The sequence below is a fragment of the Burkholderia ambifaria AMMD genome (assembly GCF_000203915.1).
Taxonomy (GTDB): domain Bacteria; phylum Pseudomonadota; class Gammaproteobacteria; order Burkholderiales; family Burkholderiaceae; genus Burkholderia; species Burkholderia ambifaria.
The window spans coordinates 3,346,787-3,364,561 of the sequence record NC_008390.1; the positions used below are offsets into that span (position 1 = coordinate 3,346,787).

General features: G+C 65.9%; 19 protein-coding genes. 15 read left to right on the top strand and 4 right to left on the bottom strand.

Translation table 11 applies throughout. From position 1 onward, the window contains the following. The first annotated feature begins 17 nt into the window (after positions 1–17). The 6 genes from glmU (at position 18) to BAMB_RS15325 (ending at position 4,836) form a co-directional block, all read left to right on the top strand. A complete protein-coding gene (gene glmU / locus BAMB_RS15300) occupies positions 18–1,379 on the top strand; it encodes a bifunctional UDP-N-acetylglucosamine diphosphorylase/glucosamine-1-phosphate N-acetyltransferase GlmU (RefSeq protein WP_011658112.1) in 1,362 nt (453 codons plus the stop codon). 50 nt (positions 1,380–1,429) lie between these two features. After that, positions 1,430–3,247 (top strand): glutamine--fructose-6-phosphate transaminase (isomerizing), encoded by a 1,818-nt coding sequence (gene glmS / locus BAMB_RS15305; RefSeq protein ID WP_011658113.1) that lies wholly within the window; start codon positions 1,430–1,432, stop codon positions 3,245–3,247. 141 nt (positions 3,248–3,388) lie between these two features. Continuing rightward, on the top strand, positions 3,389–3,754 hold the full coding sequence (locus BAMB_RS15310; protein ID WP_011658114.1) for a type II toxin-antitoxin system RelE/ParE family toxin: 366 nt from the start codon (positions 3,389–3,391) through the stop codon (positions 3,752–3,754). Further along, on the top strand, positions 3,747–4,067 hold the full coding sequence (locus BAMB_RS15315) for a helix-turn-helix domain-containing protein (protein ID WP_006760978.1): 321 nt from the start codon (positions 3,747–3,749) through the stop codon (positions 4,065–4,067). The genes BAMB_RS15310 and BAMB_RS15315 overlap by 8 nt, the downstream gene beginning before the upstream one ends. Before the next feature lie 83 nt (positions 4,068–4,150). Continuing rightward, positions 4,151–4,618 carry a hypothetical protein gene (locus BAMB_RS15320; protein ID WP_011658115.1) on the top strand — a complete coding sequence of 156 codons (468 nt, stop codon included), beginning with the start codon at positions 4,151–4,153 and terminating at the stop codon, positions 4,616–4,618. Beyond that, a complete protein-coding gene (locus tag BAMB_RS15325) occupies positions 4,618–4,836 on the top strand; it encodes a hypothetical protein (protein WP_006754617.1) in 219 nt (72 codons plus the stop codon). The genes BAMB_RS15320 and BAMB_RS15325 overlap by 1 nt, the downstream gene beginning before the upstream one ends. A gap of 92 nt (positions 4,837–4,928) precedes the next feature. Here the strand turns inward: BAMB_RS15325 and BAMB_RS15330 are convergent, their stop codons facing one another. Both BAMB_RS15330 and BAMB_RS15335 read right to left on the bottom strand, forming a co-directional pair. Then, on the bottom strand, positions 4,929–5,765 hold the full coding sequence (locus BAMB_RS15330) for an FTR1 family iron permease (RefSeq protein WP_011658116.1): 837 nt from the start codon (positions 5,763–5,765) through the stop codon (positions 4,929–4,931). 11 nt (positions 5,766–5,776) lie between these two features. Then, positions 5,777–6,109: a cupredoxin domain-containing protein gene (locus BAMB_RS15335; RefSeq protein ID WP_006488047.1), complete on the bottom strand. Its 333-nt coding sequence runs from the start codon at positions 6,107–6,109 to the stop codon at positions 5,777–5,779. A gap of 330 nt (positions 6,110–6,439) precedes the next feature. Between BAMB_RS15335 and BAMB_RS15340 the strand changes: the two genes are divergently transcribed. Further along, entirely contained in the window at positions 6,440–6,640 is a 201-nt protein-coding gene (locus tag BAMB_RS15340) for a heavy-metal-associated domain-containing protein (protein WP_011658117.1), read from the top strand. Positions 6,641–6,700: 60 nt separating this feature from the next. Here the strand turns inward: BAMB_RS15340 and BAMB_RS15345 are convergent, their stop codons facing one another. After that, the gene (locus tag BAMB_RS15345) at positions 6,701–8,191 is read right to left on the bottom strand and encodes an aldehyde dehydrogenase (RefSeq protein ID WP_011658118.1); all 1,491 of its coding nucleotides are present in this window, start codon (positions 8,189–8,191) and stop codon (positions 6,701–6,703) included. Positions 8,192–8,276: 85 nt separating this feature from the next. Then, positions 8,277–8,828 carry a cupin domain-containing protein gene (locus tag BAMB_RS15350; protein ID WP_006754613.1) on the bottom strand — a complete coding sequence of 184 codons (552 nt, stop codon included), beginning with the start codon at positions 8,826–8,828 and terminating at the stop codon, positions 8,277–8,279. 458 nt (positions 8,829–9,286) lie between these two features. On the opposite strand from BAMB_RS15350, the gene BAMB_RS33865 reads away from it, so the two are divergent. From BAMB_RS33865 to BAMB_RS15385, 8 genes are all read left to right on the top strand, one after another. Further along, entirely contained in the window at positions 9,287–9,469 is a 183-nt protein-coding gene (locus tag BAMB_RS33865; RefSeq protein WP_006402789.1) for a hypothetical protein, read from the top strand. 285 nt (positions 9,470–9,754) lie between these two features. Next, positions 9,755–10,540 carry a gamma-glutamyl-gamma-aminobutyrate hydrolase family protein gene (locus BAMB_RS15355; RefSeq protein ID WP_041491287.1) on the top strand — a complete coding sequence of 262 codons (786 nt, stop codon included), beginning with the start codon at positions 9,755–9,757 and terminating at the stop codon, positions 10,538–10,540. A gap of 29 nt (positions 10,541–10,569) precedes the next feature. Further along, positions 10,570–11,907: a glutamine synthetase family protein gene (locus BAMB_RS15360; RefSeq protein WP_011658120.1), complete on the top strand. Its 1,338-nt coding sequence runs from the start codon at positions 10,570–10,572 to the stop codon at positions 11,905–11,907. A 37-nt stretch (positions 11,908–11,944) separates the two neighbouring features. Further along, positions 11,945–13,378, top strand: a complete 1,434-nt coding sequence (locus BAMB_RS15365) for an aspartate aminotransferase family protein (RefSeq protein WP_011658121.1) — start codon at positions 11,945–11,947, stop codon at positions 13,376–13,378. Between the two features lie 62 nt (positions 13,379–13,440). Beyond that, a complete protein-coding gene (locus BAMB_RS15370; RefSeq protein ID WP_011658122.1) occupies positions 13,441–14,556 on the top strand; it encodes a polyamine ABC transporter substrate-binding protein in 1,116 nt (371 codons plus the stop codon). 190 nt (positions 14,557–14,746) lie between these two features. Continuing rightward, entirely contained in the window at positions 14,747–15,901 is a 1,155-nt protein-coding gene (locus BAMB_RS15375; protein ID WP_011658123.1) for an ABC transporter ATP-binding protein, read from the top strand. A 10-nt stretch (positions 15,902–15,911) separates the two neighbouring features. After that, entirely contained in the window at positions 15,912–16,904 is a 993-nt protein-coding gene (locus tag BAMB_RS15380) for an ABC transporter permease subunit (protein WP_041491406.1), read from the top strand. Beyond that, the gene (locus BAMB_RS15385) at positions 16,901–17,740 is read left to right on the top strand and encodes an ABC transporter permease subunit (RefSeq protein ID WP_011658125.1); all 840 of its coding nucleotides are present in this window, start codon (positions 16,901–16,903) and stop codon (positions 17,738–17,740) included. The genes BAMB_RS15380 and BAMB_RS15385 overlap by 4 nt, the downstream gene beginning before the upstream one ends. Positions 17,741–17,775 lie beyond the last annotated feature (35 nt).

Here is a 17,775-nt window from a genome sequence, read left to right on the forward strand (position 1 = left end):
CTCTGACAGCTGGCGCCATGAATATCGTGATTTTGGCGGCAGGCACCGGCAAGCGCATGCGTTCCGCGCTGCCGAAAGTGCTTCATCCCCTGGCCGGCAGGCCGCTCCTCTCCCACGTCATCGCCACCGCGCGCACGCTGCAGCCGTCGCGGCTCGTCGTCGTCGTCGGGCATGGCGCCGAGCAGGTCCAGGCCGCCGTCGCCGCGCCCGACGTCCAGTTCGCGGTGCAGGCCGAGCAGCTCGGCACCGGCCATGCGGTGCGCCAGGCGCTGCCGCTGCTCGATCCCGCGCAACCGACGCTGGTGCTGTACGGCGACGTGCCGCTCACTCGCGCGTCGACGCTGCGGCGTCTGGTCGACGCCGCGCGCGACGGCAGCTACGGGATTCTGACCGTCACGCTCGACGATCCCACCGGCTACGGCCGCATCGTGCGCGACGCGGCCGGCTTCGTCACGCGCATCGTCGAGCAGAAGGATGCGTCGCCCGAACAGTTGAAGATCGCCGAGATCAACACCGGCATCATCATCACGCCCACGGGCCAGCTGGCGATGTGGCTCGGCGCGCTGAAGAACGAGAACGCGCAGGGCGAGTACTACCTGACCGACGTCGTCGAACTCGCGATCGAGGCCGGCTTCGACGTCGTCACGTCGCAGCCCGACGACGAATGGGAAACGCTCGGCGTGAACAGCAAGGCGCAGCTCGCGGAGCTCGAGCGCATCCATCAGCGCAACGTCGCCGATGCGCTGCTCGTCGACGGCGTCACGCTCGCCGATCCCGCGCGCGTCGACGTGCGCGGCACGCTGCGCTGCGGCCGCGACGTGTCGATCGACGTGAACTGCGTGTTCGAAGGCAACGTGACGCTCGCCGACAACGTGACGATCGGCCCGAACTGCGTGATCCGCAACGCGTCGGTCGGCACCGGCACGCGCATCGATGCCTTCACGCACATCGACGGCGCCGAGCTCGGCGCGAACACCGTGATCGGCCCGTACGCGCGGCTGCGCCCGGGCGCGCAGCTCGCGGACGAAGCGCACGTCGGCAACTTCGTCGAGGTGAAGAACGCGGTGATCGGCCACGGCTCGAAGGCGAACCACCTGACGTACATCGGCGACGCCGACATCGGCGCCCGCGTGAATATCGGCGCGGGCACGATCACCTGCAACTACGACGGTGCGAACAAGTTCCGCACCGTGATCGAGGACGACGTGTTCGTCGGCTCGGACACGCAGCTCGTCGCGCCGGTGCGCGTCGGCCGCGGCGTGACGATCGCGGCCGGCACGACGATCTGGAAGGACGTCGCCGAGGGCGTCCTCGCATTGAACGAGAAGACGCAGACCGCGAAGAGCGGCTACGTCCGCCCGGTCAAGAAGAAAAGTTGACATCACGCGGGCGCCCCACGGCGCCCGTTTCCACATAGAGGGTAAGTTTCATGTGCGGCATTGTCGGCGCAGTTGCGCAGCGTAATATCGTTCCGGTGCTGATCGAAGGATTGCGGCGCCTCGAATACCGTGGCTACGATTCGTGCGGTGTCGCCGTGCTCGAGCCAGGCGCACCGAAGCGCGCGCGCAGCGTCGCGCGCGTCGCCGATCTCGACGCGCAGGTCCACGAATCGCACCTCGAAGGCACGACCGGCGTCGCGCACACGCGCTGGGCCACGCACGGCGCGCCCGTCACGCACAACGCGCACCCGATCTTCTCGTCGAACGCGCTCGCGCTGGTGCACAACGGCATCATCGAGAACTTCGAGACGCTGCGCGAAACACTGCGTGCGAAGGGCTACGAATTCGTGTCGCAGACCGACACTGAAGTGATCGCGCACCTCGTGCACAGCCTGTATCGCGGCAACCTGTTCGACGCCGTGCGCGAAGCCGTGCAGCAGCTGCACGGCGCGTATGCGATCGCGGTCACCCACAAGGACGAGCCGCACACGGTCGTCGGTGCGCGCCAGGGTTCGCCGCTCGTCGTCGGTCACGGCGACGGCGAGAACTTCCTCGCGTCCGACGCGCTGGCGCTGGCCGGCAGCACCGACCGCTTCACGTTCCTCGAGGAAGGCGACGTGTGCGAACTGTCGCTCGACGGCGTGAAGATCGTCGACCGCCACGGCGCGCTCGCGCAGCGCGAGATCCGCGTCGTCAGCGCATACGGCGGCGCGGTCGAGCTGGGCCCGTATCGCCACTTCATGCAGAAGGAAATCTTCGAGCAGCCGCGCGCGATCGGCGACACGGTGCCGCAAACCGACGCGTTCGACGCGACGCTGTTCGGCGACGCGGCCCCCGCCGCGTTCGCTAACGTTGACAGCCTGCTGATCCTCGCGTGCGGCACGAGCTACTACTCGGGCCTCACCGCGAAGTACTGGCTCGAATCGATCGCGAAGATCCCGACCCAGGTCGAGATCGCGAGCGAATACCGCTACCGCGAATCGGTGCCGAACCCGCGCCAGCTCGTGCTGGTGATCTCGCAATCGGGCGAGACGGCCGACACGCTCGCCGCGCTCAAGCACGCGCAGTCGCTCGGCCACACGCATACGCTCGCGGTGTGCAACGTCGCGACGAGCGCGATGGTGCGCCTCACCGAGATGCAGTTCCTGACGCACGCGGGCACCGAGATCGGCGTCGCGTCGACGAAGGCGTTCACGACCCAGCTCGTCGCGCTGTTCGTGCTGGCCGCGACGCTCGGCAAGCTGCGCGGGCACGTCGATGCCGCGCAGGAAGCGGAATTCCTGAAGCAGCTGCGCCACCTGCCGGCCGCGCTGAACAGCGTGCTCGCGCTCGAGCCGCAGATCATCGCGTGGTCGGAGGAATTCGCACGCAAGGAAAACGCGCTGTTCCTCGGCCGCGGGCTGCACTACCCGATCGCGCTCGAAGGCGCGCTGAAGCTGAAGGAAATCTCGTACATCCACGCGGAGGCCTATCCGGCCGGCGAACTGAAGCACGGGCCGCTCGCGCTCGTCACGGAAGCGATGCCGGTCGTCACGGTCGCGCCGAACGACACGCTGCTCGAGAAGCTGAAGTCGAACATGCAGGAAGTGCGTGCGCGCGGCGGCGAGCTGTACGTGTTCGCGGATGCCGACACGCAGATCGTCAACGACGACGGCCTGCACGTGATCCGGATGCCGGAACACTACGGGCAGCTGTCGCCGATCCTGCATGTGGTGCCGCTGCAGCTGCTCGCGTATCACACCGCGTGCGCGCGCGGCACCGATGTGGACAAGCCGCGCAACCTCGCGAAGTCGGTGACGGTGGAGTAACGCAGGTTCCCCGGACGGGCTGTCGTTGCCCGTCCGGGCCGCATATCGGTAGGAAGCAGCGCACGAAGCAGGCCATTCGGCCAGGTCGAAATATGTACCACGTAGTGGTATATAATCCTGTGCTAACTCGACTGGCTCGACATGTCTGCTTCCGTACGACGCGTGTTCAAGACGAAGTGGTTTCACAAGGCAGCAGGAAAAGCGGGAATCGCCGATCGCGACCTGTGCCGAGCGGTTCGGGAGCTGGCGCGGGGCCAGGGCATCGACCTCGGCGGCAACGTCTGGAAGAAGCGCCTGGACGACAATCGCCAGCGAGGCATCGTGCTGGGCAAGGTCGGGCATACGTGGGTGTTCGTGTTCCTGTTCGCGAAACGTGATCGCGACAACATCGATGCACGCGAGCTGCGCGCCTTCCGGAAGCTCGCCGCGGATGTCGGTCGACACACCGACGTCGACATCGCGACACTGGTCGCACTGAACGAGTGGGTGGAGATTTGCAATGGCTAAGAGTCGATTCAAGAGCGACGCGACGGAGGCGGTCCACAGCGCCGCGTCGGGCCTTTATCGCGCGCAATTGATCGACAAGAAGACGATGCGCGAATACGACGCGCTCTGCATCGAAGCTGCACCGCAGTTCGATCCGGAGGCGATCGCCCGTATCCGCAAGTCGGTCAACGTCAGCCAGAGCGTGTTCGCGCTCTATCTGAACACGACCACATCGACGATCCGCCAGTGGGAACAGGGCGACAAGCGTCCGAGCGGCATCGCCGCGCGTATGCTGCAGATCGTCGAGAAGCACGGGCTCGAGGTGTTCTCCTGAACCGCCTTCCCCGAATGCTCACGGGCGGCCGATCCCGCACCGGATACCGCGACGCGAGCCGCAAGCAAGATGACGGAGAGACCATGGTAAGACTGTTTGGATGCGGATTGCTGGCGCTGACTTTCGCGTCGACGGGCTGGGCGGCCGAGCACTACGTCGAAGTCTGGAACCCGCCCGAGGCGCGGCATCCGGCAGCACGCACACCGGATGCCCGCATGCCGGATGCCCGTACGCCGACCGCGCACGCCGGCGGCAAGGCCGTCGAAAAACATGCGAGCGTGCAGCCGAAGGCCGCGATCAAGCCGCACAATCGCCGCGTCGCGCAAGCCGTGAAGGCCGCCCCGCATCGTCCGCCCGCCGCGACGGTCGAAGCGCCGGTCGCACCGCGCCCGGTCGCGCAGCCCGCGCCCGGCCGGCTCACGGTGATGCAGCCGGCGGCGCCCGACACGCCGCACGCGCTCAATTTCTCCCACATCCCGCGGCAATACACGCCGGACGGCAACGTGCTGCGCGTCGGCACGAACGCCCGTTCCGCGAAGGTGACGCGATAATGGAAGCGCAGAGCTATCACGGCTACCAGATCTGGGGCCACGCCATCCTGCAGCAGGACGAGATCCTGCAGCCCGAACGCTTCGCGGCGAGCGGCACGATCACGCAGAACAATCGGCTCGTCGAAGCGTCGGGCGTGCTCGGCGTGTTCGATACCGAGGATGAAGCGCGCGAAGCGGGGCTCGAATGGGCCCGCGCGTGGATCGACGGGCATCGCTGAACGGGCCACGCGCGAACTGCGCGCGAACCGTCAACGCAAAGAACAAGGGGCGTCAACGACGCCCCTTGTTGCATTCAGACCTGCCGGCCGGCTCAGGCGACCGGACGCGGCGGCCTCATGGCCGTGCGCGGGCGGCCGACGAGCCGCGTGAGCACGACGATCGCGACCAGCGTGACGACGTACGCGACGATCTGGATCCCCGCCGGACGCGCGGTATAACCGACCAGCGTGTGCAGCGCCTTGCCGACGATGCTCGATTCCTTGAGCAGCCACGACGTGTCCCACACCGTATCGCCCCACGACGGCACGAGGCCCGCCGCGAGCAGGAAGCCGGCGCACTGGCTCGCCATCCCGGCCGCGAGCAGCACGATCAGCGCGTTGGTGACGGAGAACAGGCGCTTCAGCGGAATCTGCAGCAGCCCCGCGTACATCGCGTAGCCGAGCCCGGCTCCGCCGAGCACGCCGAGCAGCCCGCCGACGATCATCTGCGGCGTCTGTCCCGGATCGCCCGCCGCGATGCCGTACAGGAACAGCACGGCCTCGGAGCCTTCGCGCAACACCGCGACGCCGACCACGATCGCCAGCCCCGTCAGCGGCCGGCTGCCGGCCGCGACGGCCCGCCCGACTTCGCCCATGTGCAGCGCCATCTCGCGGCCGTGGCTGCTCATCCAGATGCAGTGCCACGCCAGCATCAGCGTCGCGACGAACATCACGCCCGCGTTGAAGACTTCCTGCCCCATGCCGGACGCCCATTGCGAGATCACGTCGGCAAACGCGGCGATCAGGGCCGCGCCGATCACACCGCCGACGAGCCCGCCGCCGACCCACCAGCCGCGCGGCGGCACGCCCTTCGTGGCGGCCATCACGATCGAGACCACCAGCGCGGCCTCGAGCACTTCACGAAAGACGATCAGGGCGGTCGACAGCATGGTGATATCCGTTACTTGACGGTCAGGTGCGTCTTCGACTGCGCTTCGTGATACTCGTCGTGGAACTCGTAGGTGCCGGCCTTCAGCGGTCCGACGAGGATCTCGACCGACTTGCCGGCCGGCACGACCTTCTCCGCCTTGAAATCGTCGCTTTCGAATTCCGCGGGCGTCGCGTCGAGGTTCTTGACGACGAACTTCACCTTCTTGCCGGCCGGGATCGTCACGCCGTCGGGCGAGAACTTGTGGTCCTTGAGCGTCAGGTTGACGACATCGTCGGCTGCGAAGGCGGACGTTGCCGATGCGCCCAACAGGGCCAGTGCGAAGCCGATGGCGAAACGAGTCATGGTGGTAATGAAAAGAAATATCGAGGGGAATCGATACTAAGATCGATTCGCATTTTCAACTCGGAGTACCCTTACTCGGATCATGGAGATCGTGCGGCGTCGATTCCGCATGGGCCTTGCCGCGCAAGGCTTCGCCAGATTTCGCCAACAATGCGCAGTCGTCAATCGGGAGAAGTTCGGGATGACGCGGGCAGCCAAGCCGCCCATTCGTCAGACTTCATGTTTACAAATAGCTTTTGCGTGACCGCACGTCATGAACGCGCTTGACCTTCCCACCATGGCAAGCTTCATGCTGGGCGTATTCGTCAATCGTCAACTCAGGAGAACACGATGGAATTCGAAGTCCAGGACATGACCTGCGGCGGCTGCGCCAATGCGATCACGCGCGCCGTGACGGCGGCGGACCCGGCCGCGAAGCTCGACATCGACGTGGCCGCGAAGCTCGTGAAGGTCGAATCGGCGCAAGGCGCCGAGCGTGTGCAGTCGATCATCGAGGCGGCGGGCTTCCACCCGGCACTGCGCTCGGCCTGACGCGGGTGCATCACACGCGGGCGCAGTGCCGCTCGGCATCGCGCCCGCATACCGGCCGCGTCAGCGCAGCCGGATCAGCGTCGACTTCAGTTCGGTGTACTTCTCGAGCGCGTGCAGCGACTTGTCGCGGCCATTGCCCGACTGCTTGTAGCCGCCGAACGGGAAGTTCATGTCGCCGCCTTCGTCGTAGCAGTTCACCCACACCGTGCCCGCACGCAACCGGCGCGACACGTCGTGCGCGGTCGTCAGGTCCGACGTCCACACGGCCGCCGCGAGCCCGTACTCGGTATCATTCGCAATCCTCACCGCCTCGTCGATGTCGTCGAACACGATCACCGACAGCACGGGACCGAAGATCTCCTCTCGCGCGATCCTCGCATCGGGCTTCACCTCGAACACCGTCGGCTCCACGTAGAAGCCGCCCGATGCCTCGTTCACGCGTGCGCCGCCCGTGACGAGCGTGCCTTCCTTGCGCCCCGCGTCGATGTAGCCGAGCACGCGCTCGAGCTGGACGCCGTCGACGATCGCGCCCATCGATACCGACGGATCGAGCGGGTTGCCCGGCACATACGCACGCGCGGCCGCGACCAGCTTCTCGATGAACGCCTCCTTGATGTCGCGATGCACGAGCAGGCGTGAGCCGGCCGTGCACATCTCGCCCATGTTGTAGAAGATCGCGCCGGCCGCGGCCTGTGCGGCACGATCGAGATCCGGACAATCGGGCAGCACGATGTTCGGCGACTTGCCGCCGAGTTCGAGCCACGCACGCTTGAGGTTCGACTGCGCGGCGTACTGCATGATCAGCTTGCCGACCGCGGTGGAGCCGGTGAACGCGATGCAGTCGACGTCGCGATGCAGCGCGAGCAGCTTGCCCGGTTCGCCCGCGCCCGGCACGACGTTGAACACGCCGGCCGGGATACCGGCCTCGAACGCGAGCTGCGCGACGCGGATCGCGGTGAGCGGCGACTTCTCCGACGGTTTCAGCACGACGCTGTTGCCGGCCGCGAGCGCCGGGCCGAACTTCCATGCGGCCATCAGGATCGGGAAGTTCCACGGCACGACGGCGGCCACCACGCCGACCGGCTCGCGCGTGACGAGACCGACGAGATGATGATCGGCCGGCGCGACTTCGCCGCCGACCTTGTCGATCGCTTCGGCGAACCACTCGACGCAATACGCGGCGCCCGGCACGTCGACCGTCGTCGTATCGCCGATCGGCTTGCCCGCGTCGAGCGTCTCGAGCAGCGACAGTTCGTCGAGATGCTCGCGCATCAGCGCGGCCCAGCGCAAAAGCACGGCCTTGCGTGCGCGCGGGTTCAGTCCGGCCCACACGCCGGCGTCGAACGCGCGGCGCGCGGCCGCCACCGCGGCGTTCACATCGGCTTCGCCGCAATCGGCCACCTTCGCGAGCACGCGGCCGTCGATCGGGCTCACGCAGTCGAACGTCTTGCCGCCATGCGCGTCGCGCGACGCGCCGTCGATGAATGCGCGCCCTTCGATCTCGAGCGACGCTGCTTTGTCCTGCCAGTCAGCCAAAGTCAACTTGTTCATCAGGATGCCTCAATTGTCGTGGCATTCGCGCAGCAGCGCGCCGCGCAATGGCAACACTGCCGGCGGCGAATGCGGTGATGCGCGGTCAGAAGGTGGCCGGCGAATTGGCCGACACGACCTCGCAGAGCTGTTCCGCGCTGGGATTGCGAAAACGGTGCGGCAAACGGCTTTCGAAGTAGTAGCCGTCCCCGGGATCGAGCAGCCAGGTCGCGCTGTCGACGGTGAGCTCGAGCCGGCCCGACACGACCACGCCGCCCTCGTGCCCCGCGTGCACGAGCATCTCGGGCCCCGTATCGGCAAGCGGCTGGTAGATCTCGCGCATGATGCACATGTTGCGATCCTTCACGCCCGCGCCGACGAGGTGGAACGCGAGTGTGTCGTTACCGAGGTTCGGCATCTCGTCACGGCGCGACACGACCGAGCGCGACTCGACCAGCTCGAACGTGAAGAACTCCGCGAGACTCATCGGGATGCATTCGAGGAGCTTCTTCAGCGAGCCGACCGACGGGCTCACGCGGCCCTGTTCGATCAGCGAGATCGTGCCGTTGGTCACGCCGGCCCGCTTCGCGAGTTCGCGCTGCGACAGGCCATGCTTGTTGCGCACGAAACGCAGGCGCTCGGCGACTTCGGTAGACATCGATTCGGTTTCGGACACGATAGTAGTGCGGTGAAAAAGTGAAACGACGCGTGGGGCAGCCGTTGAATATTCTAATCACTTTATGCCGCGCATCAGCGGGGAAAACCCTGAAAGGCGTTCGAAATAATGAACACCCGACACCGCATTCCATTTACGAATATTTTGTTCGGAGTGCCTCGGGAAAGCCCTGACACGGGACCGTCAAAAAACATTTGACGCCGTTTTTGACTCGTATATGCTGGCTCTCAGGTCAGCGTCATTGACCATTCATCGGCACCGAAACACGTTATCGCAACGTAAAAAACGATGCCGACCGATGCAAATGACGCAGGCCCGACACCTCGATTATTTTAAACGCCCCGCGCGCCGAAACGATCAGGTGTTCAATACTTTCAACAAACCAGTCGAGTGTAATCGTGAGAGTCCGTGGCCCTCTGGTGAGGTGGGATCGAGGCGATGTGCGAAGTTTGCGCAGCGCTGCTCCCGCTTCCGATGGCAGTTGCGGCTGGCATAGTCCTCGCCTGCTGCACCTGTCGATCTACACCATCCTGTCCCGTCGTTCCGTTCGGCGTCACAACGCCGTATCCGCACGTGCATTCGTGGCCGTCGATACCGACGAAGTCGCGTCGCTGCTGCCATAGCGCCTCTCCCCCTTTTCTCGTCGTTCGTTTCAGCTGCCTGTTTGTCTGCCGCCTCTTTCGCGCGGTGACGGAACGCGTGCGCGCATCGATTGCCGCGTCGCGCATCGCAACGAAACGAACGACGGCCTGACCGTCGCGCACAGCGCGGGCCGCCACGCGACCCCGTCGTGCCCATTCATCAGCGGCCTTCGCGCTCTGCGCCAGGCTGCGGGGCTTTGTCGCGCCCGCGTTTTGCCATCTTCGGCGCAACGCACGTGCAAGCCTTATGGACAACTGATTGACGTCATGGAAAGGAAACCCCTCGTCGGCATCACCGCCGACTTCACGCAGCTCGGCGCACACGCATCGCACACGGTCGGCGACAAATATGTTGCGGCGATCGTCGACGGCGCGCATGCGTTCGCGATGGTGCTGCCCGCGCTCGGCGATCGCCAGTCGATCGACGACGTGCTCGACACGGTCGCCGGCCTGCTGTTTACCGGCAGCTATTCGAACGTCGAGCCGCACCGGTACGGCGGCGAGCCGAGCACCCCGGGCACGAAGCACGACCCTGCACGCGATGCGACGACGCTGCCGCTGCTGCGCGCGGCGATCACGGCGGGCGTGCCGGTGCTCGCCGTATGCCGCGGCTTCCAGGAGCTGAACGTCGTCTGCGGCGGCACGCTGCATCAGCACGTGCACGACGTGCCGGGCTTCGCGGATCACCGCGAGGACGACGCCGCACCGATGGAATCGCAATACGGCCCCGCGCACGTCGTGCACCTGACGCCCGGCGGCAAGCTGCATGCGCTCGCCGGCGGACGCGACGAAGTGCACGTGAACTCGCTGCACAAGCAGGGCATCGCGCAGCTCGGCTCCGGCCTCGCCGTCGAAGCCGTCGCACCGGACGGCCTGATCGAGGCCGTGAGCGTCGTCGACGCACCGGCTTTCGCACTCGCCGTGCAATGGCATCCGGAATGGCGGCATGCGCAGGATCCGCTGTCGAGCGCGATCTTTCGCGCGTTCGGCGACGCCTGCCGCGCCCGCCGCGCCGCCCGCACGCACACCACGGCCGCCGCCGCGCTCGCCTGAGCGCGCCGACCCACACAACGAGAACGGACATGCAAGACATGGAAGACTTTCTGAGACAGCACCGGATCACCGAAGTCGAGGCGATCATCCCCGACATGGCCGGCATCGCACGCGGCAAGATCACGCCGCGCAACAAGTTCACGTCCGGCGAATCGATGCGCCTGCCGCAGGCCGTGATGGTGCAGACCGTCACCGGCGAATATCCGGAAGACGGCTCGCTGACCGGCGTGACCGATCCCGACATGGTGTGCGTGCCCGACGCGTCGACGATCCGCCTGATCCCGTGGGCCAGCGACCCGACCGCGCAGGTGATCCACGACTGCGTGCACTTCGACGGCTCGCCGGTCGAGATCTCGCCGCGCTACGTGCTGCGCCGCGTGCTCGACCTGTACAAGGCGAAGGGCTGGAAGCCGGTGGTCGCGCCGGAGCTCGAGTTCTACCTGGTCGACATGAACAAGGATCCCGACCTGCCGCTGCGTCCGCCGGTCGGCCGCACGGGCCGCCCCGAAACGGGCCGCCAGTCGTATTCGATCGAGGCCGTCAACGAGTTCGATCCGCTGTTCGAGGACATCTACGAGTACTGCGAAACACAGGGTCTCGACATCGACACGCTGATCCACGAAGTCGGCGCCGCGCAGATGGAGATCAACTTCATGCACGGCGACGCGCTGTCGCTGGCCGACCAGGTGTTCCTGTTCAAGCGCACGGTGCGCGAGGCGGCGCTGCGCCACAACATGTACGCGACGTTCATGGCCAAGCCGATGGAAGGCGAGCCGGGCTCCGCGATGCACGTGCACCAGAGCATCGTCGACGAGGAAACGGGCCGCAACCTGTTCACGTCGCCCGAGACGGGCGGTGCGACCTCGCTGTTCTACAACTACCTCGCCGGGCTGCAGAAGTACACGCCGGCGCTGATGCCGATCTTCGCGCCGTACATCAACTCGTATCGCCGCCTGTCGCGCTTCATGGCCGCGCCGATCAACGTGCAGTGGGGCTACGACAACCGCACGGTCGGCTTCCGCATCCCGCACTCGGGCCCGGCCGCACGCCGCATCGAGAACCGGATCCCGGGCGTCGACTGCAACCCGTACCTCGCGCTCGCGGCGACGCTCGCGGCCGGCTATCTCGGCATGACGCAGCGCCTCGAGCCGACCGAGCCGCTCGTCAGCGATGGCTACGACCTGCCGTACCAGCTGCCGCGCAACCTCGAGGAAGGACTCACGCTGATGGCCGCGTGCGAGCCGCTCGGCGAGATTCTCGGCCACAAGTTCCTGAAAGCGTATTTCGCGCTGAAGGAAACCGAATACGAAGCGTTCTTCCGCGTGATCAGCTCGTGGGAACGCCGTCATCTGCTGCTGCACGTGTAAGCGCGCGCACGAACGTACCAACGAATACGGAGGAAACATGACGTACCGCAACGAATCAGCGTGGATCCAGCCGGCCGCACCGGCCGTCGCACCGCGCACGACGCAGGCCCGCTCGACCGCCGAATACCGCGCGCTCGACGCCGCACACCACATTCACCCGTTCTCGGACATGGGCGCGCTCAATCGCGCGGGCAGCCGCGTGATCGTGAAGGCCGACGGCGTCTACCTGTGGGACTCCGACGGCAACAAGGTGATCGACGGGATGGCCGGCCTCTGGTGCGTGAACGTCGGCTACGGCCGCAAGGAACTCGCCGACGCCGCGTATCGCCAGCTGCAGGAACTGCCGTTCTACAACACGTTCTTCAAGACCACGCACCCGCCGATCATCGAACTGTCGGCGCTGCTCGCCGAAGTCACGCCCGCAGGCTTCAATCACTTCTTCTATTGCAACAGCGGCTCGGAAGGCAACGACACCGTGCTGCGCGTCGTGCACCAGTACTGGCGCGTGCAGGGCCAGCCGCAGAAGAAATACGTGATCTCGCGCAAGAACGGTTACCACGGCTCGACGATCGCGGGCGGCACGCTCGGCGGGATGGGCTACATGCACGAGCAGATGCCGTCGAAGGTCGAGCACATCGTGCACATCGACCAGCCGTATTTCTTCGGCGAAGCGCAAGCCGGCGAGACGCCCGAAGCGTTCGGCCTCGCCCGTGCGCAGCAGCTCGAGGCGAAGATCCTCGAACTCGGCGCGGAGAACGTCGCGGCGTTCATCGGCGAGCCGTTCCAGGGCGCCGGCGGCGTGATCTTCCCGCCGTCGACGTACTGGCCGGAAATCCAGCGGATCTGCCGCAAGTACGACATCCTGCTCGTCGCCGACGAAGTGATCGGCGGCTTCGGCCGCACCGGCGAATGGTTCGCGCACCAGCACTTCGGCTTCGAGCCGGACCTGATCACGATGGCCAAGGGCCTGACGTCGGGTTACGTGCCGATGGGTGCGGTCGGGATTCACGAGCGCGTCGCGCGGCCGATCATCGACAACGGCGAATTCAATCACGGCCTGACCTACTCGGGGCATCCGGTGGCGGCAGCCGTCGCGGTTGCGAACCTGAAGCTGCTGCGCGACGAAGGAATCGTCGAGCGCGTGAAGAACGACACGGGCCCGTACTTCCAGGCGCTGATGCGCGAGACCTTCGCGCGTCACCCGATCGTCGGCGAGGTGCACGGCCACGGCCTCGTCGCGAGCCTGCAGCTCGCCGAAGCGCCGGCCGAGCGTCGGCGCTTCGCGAACGGCGGCGACGTCGGCACGATCTGCCGCGACTTCTGCTTCAACGGCAACCTGATCATGCGCGCGACCGGCGACCGGATGCTGCTGTCGCCGCCGCTCGTGATCTCGCGTCAGGAAATCGATGAACTCGTATCGAAGGCGAAGAAGGCCGTCGATGCGACCGCCCAGCAACTGGGCCTTTCGTAACGACCTTGCCTCCGGGCGTGCGGCGGGCGCCGCACGCCACCATCATCCAGGGGAATTCCACCATGCGTTCCAGCTTTCTTCGCCAAGCCTGTTCCGTTGCCGCCCTTGCCGCCGCGGCCGCGTTCACGTCGGTCGCCAGCCCGTCGGCGCACGCCGACGAGCTGAACATCTACAACTGGTCCGACTACATCGCCCCCGACACGGTCCCGAACTTCCAGAAACAGACGGGCATCCACGTCAAGTACGACAACTACGACAGCGACGACACGCTGCAGGCGAAGCTGCTGGCGGGCAGCTCCGGCTACGACATCGTCGTGCCGACGTCGAACTACATGGCCAAGCAAATTCAGGCCGGCGTGTACCAGAAGCTCGACAAGTCGAAGCTGCCGAACCTCGCGAACCTCGACCCGCTGCTGATGAAGATGATCGCCGATGCCGATCCGGGCAACCAGTACGGCGTGCCCTGGGCCTACGGCACGGACGGCATCGGCTACAACGCGCAGGCTGTGAAGAAGGCGCTCGGCGACAAGGCGCCGGTCGACAGCTGGGCACTGGTGTTCGATCCGGCCAACATGGAGAAGCTGAAGAGTTGCGGCGTGTCGTTCCTCGACCAGGCCGTCGACGTGTTCGCGGCCACGCTGCAATACATGGGCAAGAATCCGAACAGCACCAACCCCGGCGACTACCAGGCAGCCTTCGAAGTCCTGAAGAAAGTCCGCCCGTACATCACCCAGTTCAACTCGTCCGGCTACATCAACGACCTCGCGAACAACGACGTGTGCGTCGCGCTCGGCTGGTCGGGCGACATCGGCATCGCGCACCGCCGCTCGGCGGAGGCGAAGCGCGCGTACGACATCAAATTCGCGAACCCGAAGGAAGGCGGCCTGCTGTGGTTCGACGTGATGGTGATCCCGAAGGATGCACCGCACCCCGAGGCCGCGATGAAGTGGATCAACTACGTGTCCGACCCGAAGGTCAACGCGGCGATCACCAACACGGTGTTCTACCCGACCGCGAACAAGGCCGCGCACCAGTTCGTCACGCCGGCCGTCGCGCAGGACCCGACCGTCTATCCGCCGGAAGACGTGCTCAGGAAGATGGTGCTGATGAAGCCGATGCCGTCCGACATCCTGCGCCTCGAGAACCGTCTCTGGGCGCAGCTGAAGACGGGCCACTGACCGCGCCCCGTCACGGCGGCGCAGGCAGCGGCTGAACGCCTGCCCGCCCGGGATCCGCGAACGCTCCGTCTGCCCGCGCGCACCGCGCGCCCTGTTCCATCCGGCATGAGCCGTTGTCCGCGAGTCGCGTTGCGCGCCTCGCGCGGGGACGCTCGCGCCAGCAATCCGTGAAGAACGAATGGTGACTCCCATGCAATCGATACCCTCTTCCGCTGCCGTACGCCAGACCCAACCCGCCGCCGCGGCCCGTTCGAAGAACGATGCGTTCGTGCGCATCGAAAACGTCGTGAAGAAGTTCGGCGACAGCACCGCCGTCGACAACGTGAACCTGACGATCGCGAAGAACGAGCTGTTCGCGCTGCTCGGCAGCTCGGGCTGCGGCAAGTCGACGCTGTTGCGCATGCTCGCCGGGCTGGAGACGGCCACCTCCGGCAAGATCCTCGTCGACGGTGAAGACCTCGCGTCGCTGCCGCCGTACCGCCGCCCGGTGAACATGATGTTCCAGTCGTACGCGCTGTTCCCGCACATGTCGGTCGAGTCGAACGTCGCGTTCGGGCTGAAGCAGGAAGGCACGCCGAAGAACGAGATCAAGGAACGCGTGGCCGACGCGCTCGCGCTCGTGCAGATGAGCAAGTACGCGAAGCGCAAGCCGCACCAGCTGTCCGGCGGCCAGCAGCAACGCGTCGCGCTGGCCCGCTCGCTCGTCAAGCGCCCGAAGCTGCTGCTGCTCGATGAGCCGATGTCCGCGCTCGACAAGAAGATCCGCCAGAAGACCCAGCTCGAACTCGTGAACATCATCGAGAAGGTCGACGTGACCTGCGTGATGGTCACGCACGACCAGGAAGAGGCGATGACGATGGCGAGCCGCCTCGCGGTGATGAGCGAAGGCAAGATCGTGCAGATCGGCACGCCCGGCGAAGTGTACGAATACCCGAACAGCCGCTTCTCCGCCGAATTCATCGGCTCGACGAACCTGTTCGAAGGGCGCGTGGTCGAGGACGAGCCCGATCACATCTTCGTCGAGAGCGACGACCTCGAGGCGCGCATGTACGTGAGCCACGGCGTGACCGGCCCGCTGGGGATGCCCGTCGGCATCTCGGTGCGGCCCGAGCGCGTGCATGTGTCGCGCGACAAGCCCGGCTCGCATCACAACTGGGCGCGCGGCGTCGTAACCGACATCGCGTACATGGGCAGCTACTCGCTGTATCACGTGCGGCTGCCGAGCGGCAAGACGGTCGTATCGAACCTGTCGAGCTCGCACCTGCTGCACGACGGTGCGCCGTCGTGGAACGACGACGTGTTCGTGTCGTGGTCGCCGGCCAGCGGCGTCGTGCTGACGCAGTGAGGACGACATGATCAGAACTTCCGCTTCCACTCCGTCCGCGCCGGTGTCGACCGGTGCAGTAAGCAGCAGCCCCGGCGCCGGCCGCGCGCGCCGCAGCCGCTTCGCCGCGCTGTCGCGCTTCCTGCCGTCGGGCCGCAACGTCGCGATCGGCGTGCCGTTCCTGTGGCTCACGATCTTCTTCGCACTGCCGTTCGTGCTGGTGTTCAAGATCAGCTTCGCCGACCAGGTGATGGGGATCCCGCCGTACACGTCGCTCGTCCAATTCAAGGACGGCGTCGTGCACTTCGCGCTGCAGCTGTCGCACTACGCGTTCCTGCTGCAGGACGACCTGTACATCGCGACCTACCTCAGCTCGCTGAAGATGGCCACCGTGTCGACGGTGCTGTGCCTGCTGATCGGTTACCCGATGGCGTACTACATCGCCCGTGCCGAACCGAGCCGGCGCAACGTGCTGATGATGGCCGTGATGCTGCCGTTCTGGACGTCGTTCCTGATCCGCGTGTACGCATGGATCGGCATCCTGAAGGACGACGGCCTGCTGAATCACACGCTGATCGCGCTGGGCATCATCCACACGCCGCTGCGCCTTTATCACAGCGACGCGGGCGTCTACATCGGGATGGTCTATTCGTACCTGCCGTTCATGATCATGCCGCTCTATGCGCACCTCGTGAAGATGGATCTCACGCTGCTCGAGGCCGCGTACGACCTCGGGGCGAAGCCGTGGGTCGCGTTCACGCGCATCACGCTGCCGCTGTCGAAGAACGGGATCATCGCCGGCAGCCTGCTGGTGTTCATTCCGGCCGTCGGCGAATACGTGATCCCGGAACTGCTCGGCGGTGCCGACACGCTGATGATCGGCCGCGTGATGTGGGATGAGTTCTTCAACAACATGGACTGGCCGATGGCGTCCGCGGTGACGGTCGCGATGGTGCTGCTGTTGCTGGTGCCGATGGCGCTGTTCCAGTACTACCAGGTCAAGGAACTGGAGGGAGCGAAATGATCAAGCCGAACAAACCGCTGTCGACGGGCGTTCTCGCCTTCGGCTTCCTGTTTCTGTACATCCCGATCATCAGCCTGGTCGTGTACTCGTTCAACGAGTCGAAGCTGGTGACGGTGTGGTCGGGCTTCTCGCTGAAGTGGTACGCGGCGCTTCTGGAAGACGACGAGCTGCTCACCGCCGCGTGGCTGTCGCTGAAGATCGGCCTGCTGACGGCCACCGCGTCGGTCGTGATCGGCACGTGGGCGGGCTTCGTGCTCGCGCGCTTCGGCCGTTTCAAGGGCTTCACGCTGTACACGGGGATGATCAACGCGCCGCTGGTGATTCCGGAGGTGATCCAGGGGATCTCGCTGCTGTTGCTGTTCGTTGCGCTGGAGCAGATGTTCGGCTGGCCGAAGGGGCGCGGGATGGTGACGATCTGGATCGGTCACGTGATGCTGTGCGTGTCGTACGTGGCGATCATCGTGCAGTCGCGCGTGAAGGAGATGAACAAGTCGCTCGAAGAAGCGGCGCTGGATCTGGGCGCGACGCCGCTGAAGGTGTTCTTCGTGGTGACGCTGCCGCTGATCTCGCAGGCGCTGCTGTCGGGCTGGCTGCTGTCGTTCACGCTGTCGATCGACGATCTGGTGCTGTCGGCGTTCCTGTCGGGGCCGGGCTCGACGACGCTGCCGCTGGTGGTGTTCTCGCGCGTGCGGCTCGGCCTGAATCCCGAGATGAACGCGCTGGCGACGCTGTTCATCACCGCGGTGACGATCGGCGTGATCGTCGTGAACCAGATGATGATCGCGCGCGAACGGCGTCGGGTGGGCGACCTGAAGGCGGCGTTCGCGGCGGCCTGACGCCCCTCCTCCCCATCCATCGATAACAAGACCTG

Coding starts and splice junctions, on each gene's coding strand:
- glmU (WP_011658112.1), top strand. CDS start 18: ATGAATATCGTGATTTTGGCGGCAGGCACCGGCAAGCGCATGCGTTCC.
- glmS (WP_011658113.1), top strand. CDS start 1,430: ATGTGCGGCATTGTCGGCGCAGTTGCGCAGCGTAATATCGTTCCGGTG.
- BAMB_RS15310 (WP_011658114.1), top strand. CDS start 3,389: ATGTCTGCTTCCGTACGACGCGTGTTCAAGACGAAGTGGTTTCACAAG.
- BAMB_RS15315 (WP_006760978.1), top strand. CDS start 3,747: ATGGCTAAGAGTCGATTCAAGAGCGACGCGACGGAGGCGGTCCACAGC.
- BAMB_RS15320 (WP_011658115.1), top strand. CDS start 4,151: ATGGTAAGACTGTTTGGATGCGGATTGCTGGCGCTGACTTTCGCGTCG.
- BAMB_RS15325 (WP_006754617.1), top strand. CDS start 4,618: ATGGAAGCGCAGAGCTATCACGGCTACCAGATCTGGGGCCACGCCATC.
- BAMB_RS15330 (WP_011658116.1), bottom strand. CDS start 5,765: ATGCTGTCGACCGCCCTGATCGTCTTTCGTGAAGTGCTCGAGGCCGCG.
- BAMB_RS15335 (WP_006488047.1), bottom strand. CDS start 6,109: ATGACTCGTTTCGCCATCGGCTTCGCACTGGCCCTGTTGGGCGCATCG.
- BAMB_RS15340 (WP_011658117.1), top strand. CDS start 6,440: ATGGAATTCGAAGTCCAGGACATGACCTGCGGCGGCTGCGCCAATGCG.
- BAMB_RS15345 (WP_011658118.1), bottom strand. CDS start 8,191: ATGAACAAGTTGACTTTGGCTGACTGGCAGGACAAAGCAGCGTCGCTC.
- BAMB_RS15350 (WP_006754613.1), bottom strand. CDS start 8,828: ATGTCTACCGAAGTCGCCGAGCGCCTGCGTTTCGTGCGCAACAAGCAT.
- BAMB_RS15355 (WP_041491287.1), top strand. CDS start 9,755: ATGGAAAGGAAACCCCTCGTCGGCATCACCGCCGACTTCACGCAGCTC.
- BAMB_RS15360 (WP_011658120.1), top strand. CDS start 10,570: ATGCAAGACATGGAAGACTTTCTGAGACAGCACCGGATCACCGAAGTC.
- BAMB_RS15365 (WP_011658121.1), top strand. CDS start 11,945: ATGACGTACCGCAACGAATCAGCGTGGATCCAGCCGGCCGCACCGGCC.
- BAMB_RS15370 (WP_011658122.1), top strand. CDS start 13,441: ATGCGTTCCAGCTTTCTTCGCCAAGCCTGTTCCGTTGCCGCCCTTGCC.
- BAMB_RS15375 (WP_011658123.1), top strand. CDS start 14,747: ATGCAATCGATACCCTCTTCCGCTGCCGTACGCCAGACCCAACCCGCC.
- BAMB_RS15385 (WP_011658125.1), top strand. CDS start 16,901: ATGATCAAGCCGAACAAACCGCTGTCGACGGGCGTTCTCGCCTTCGGC.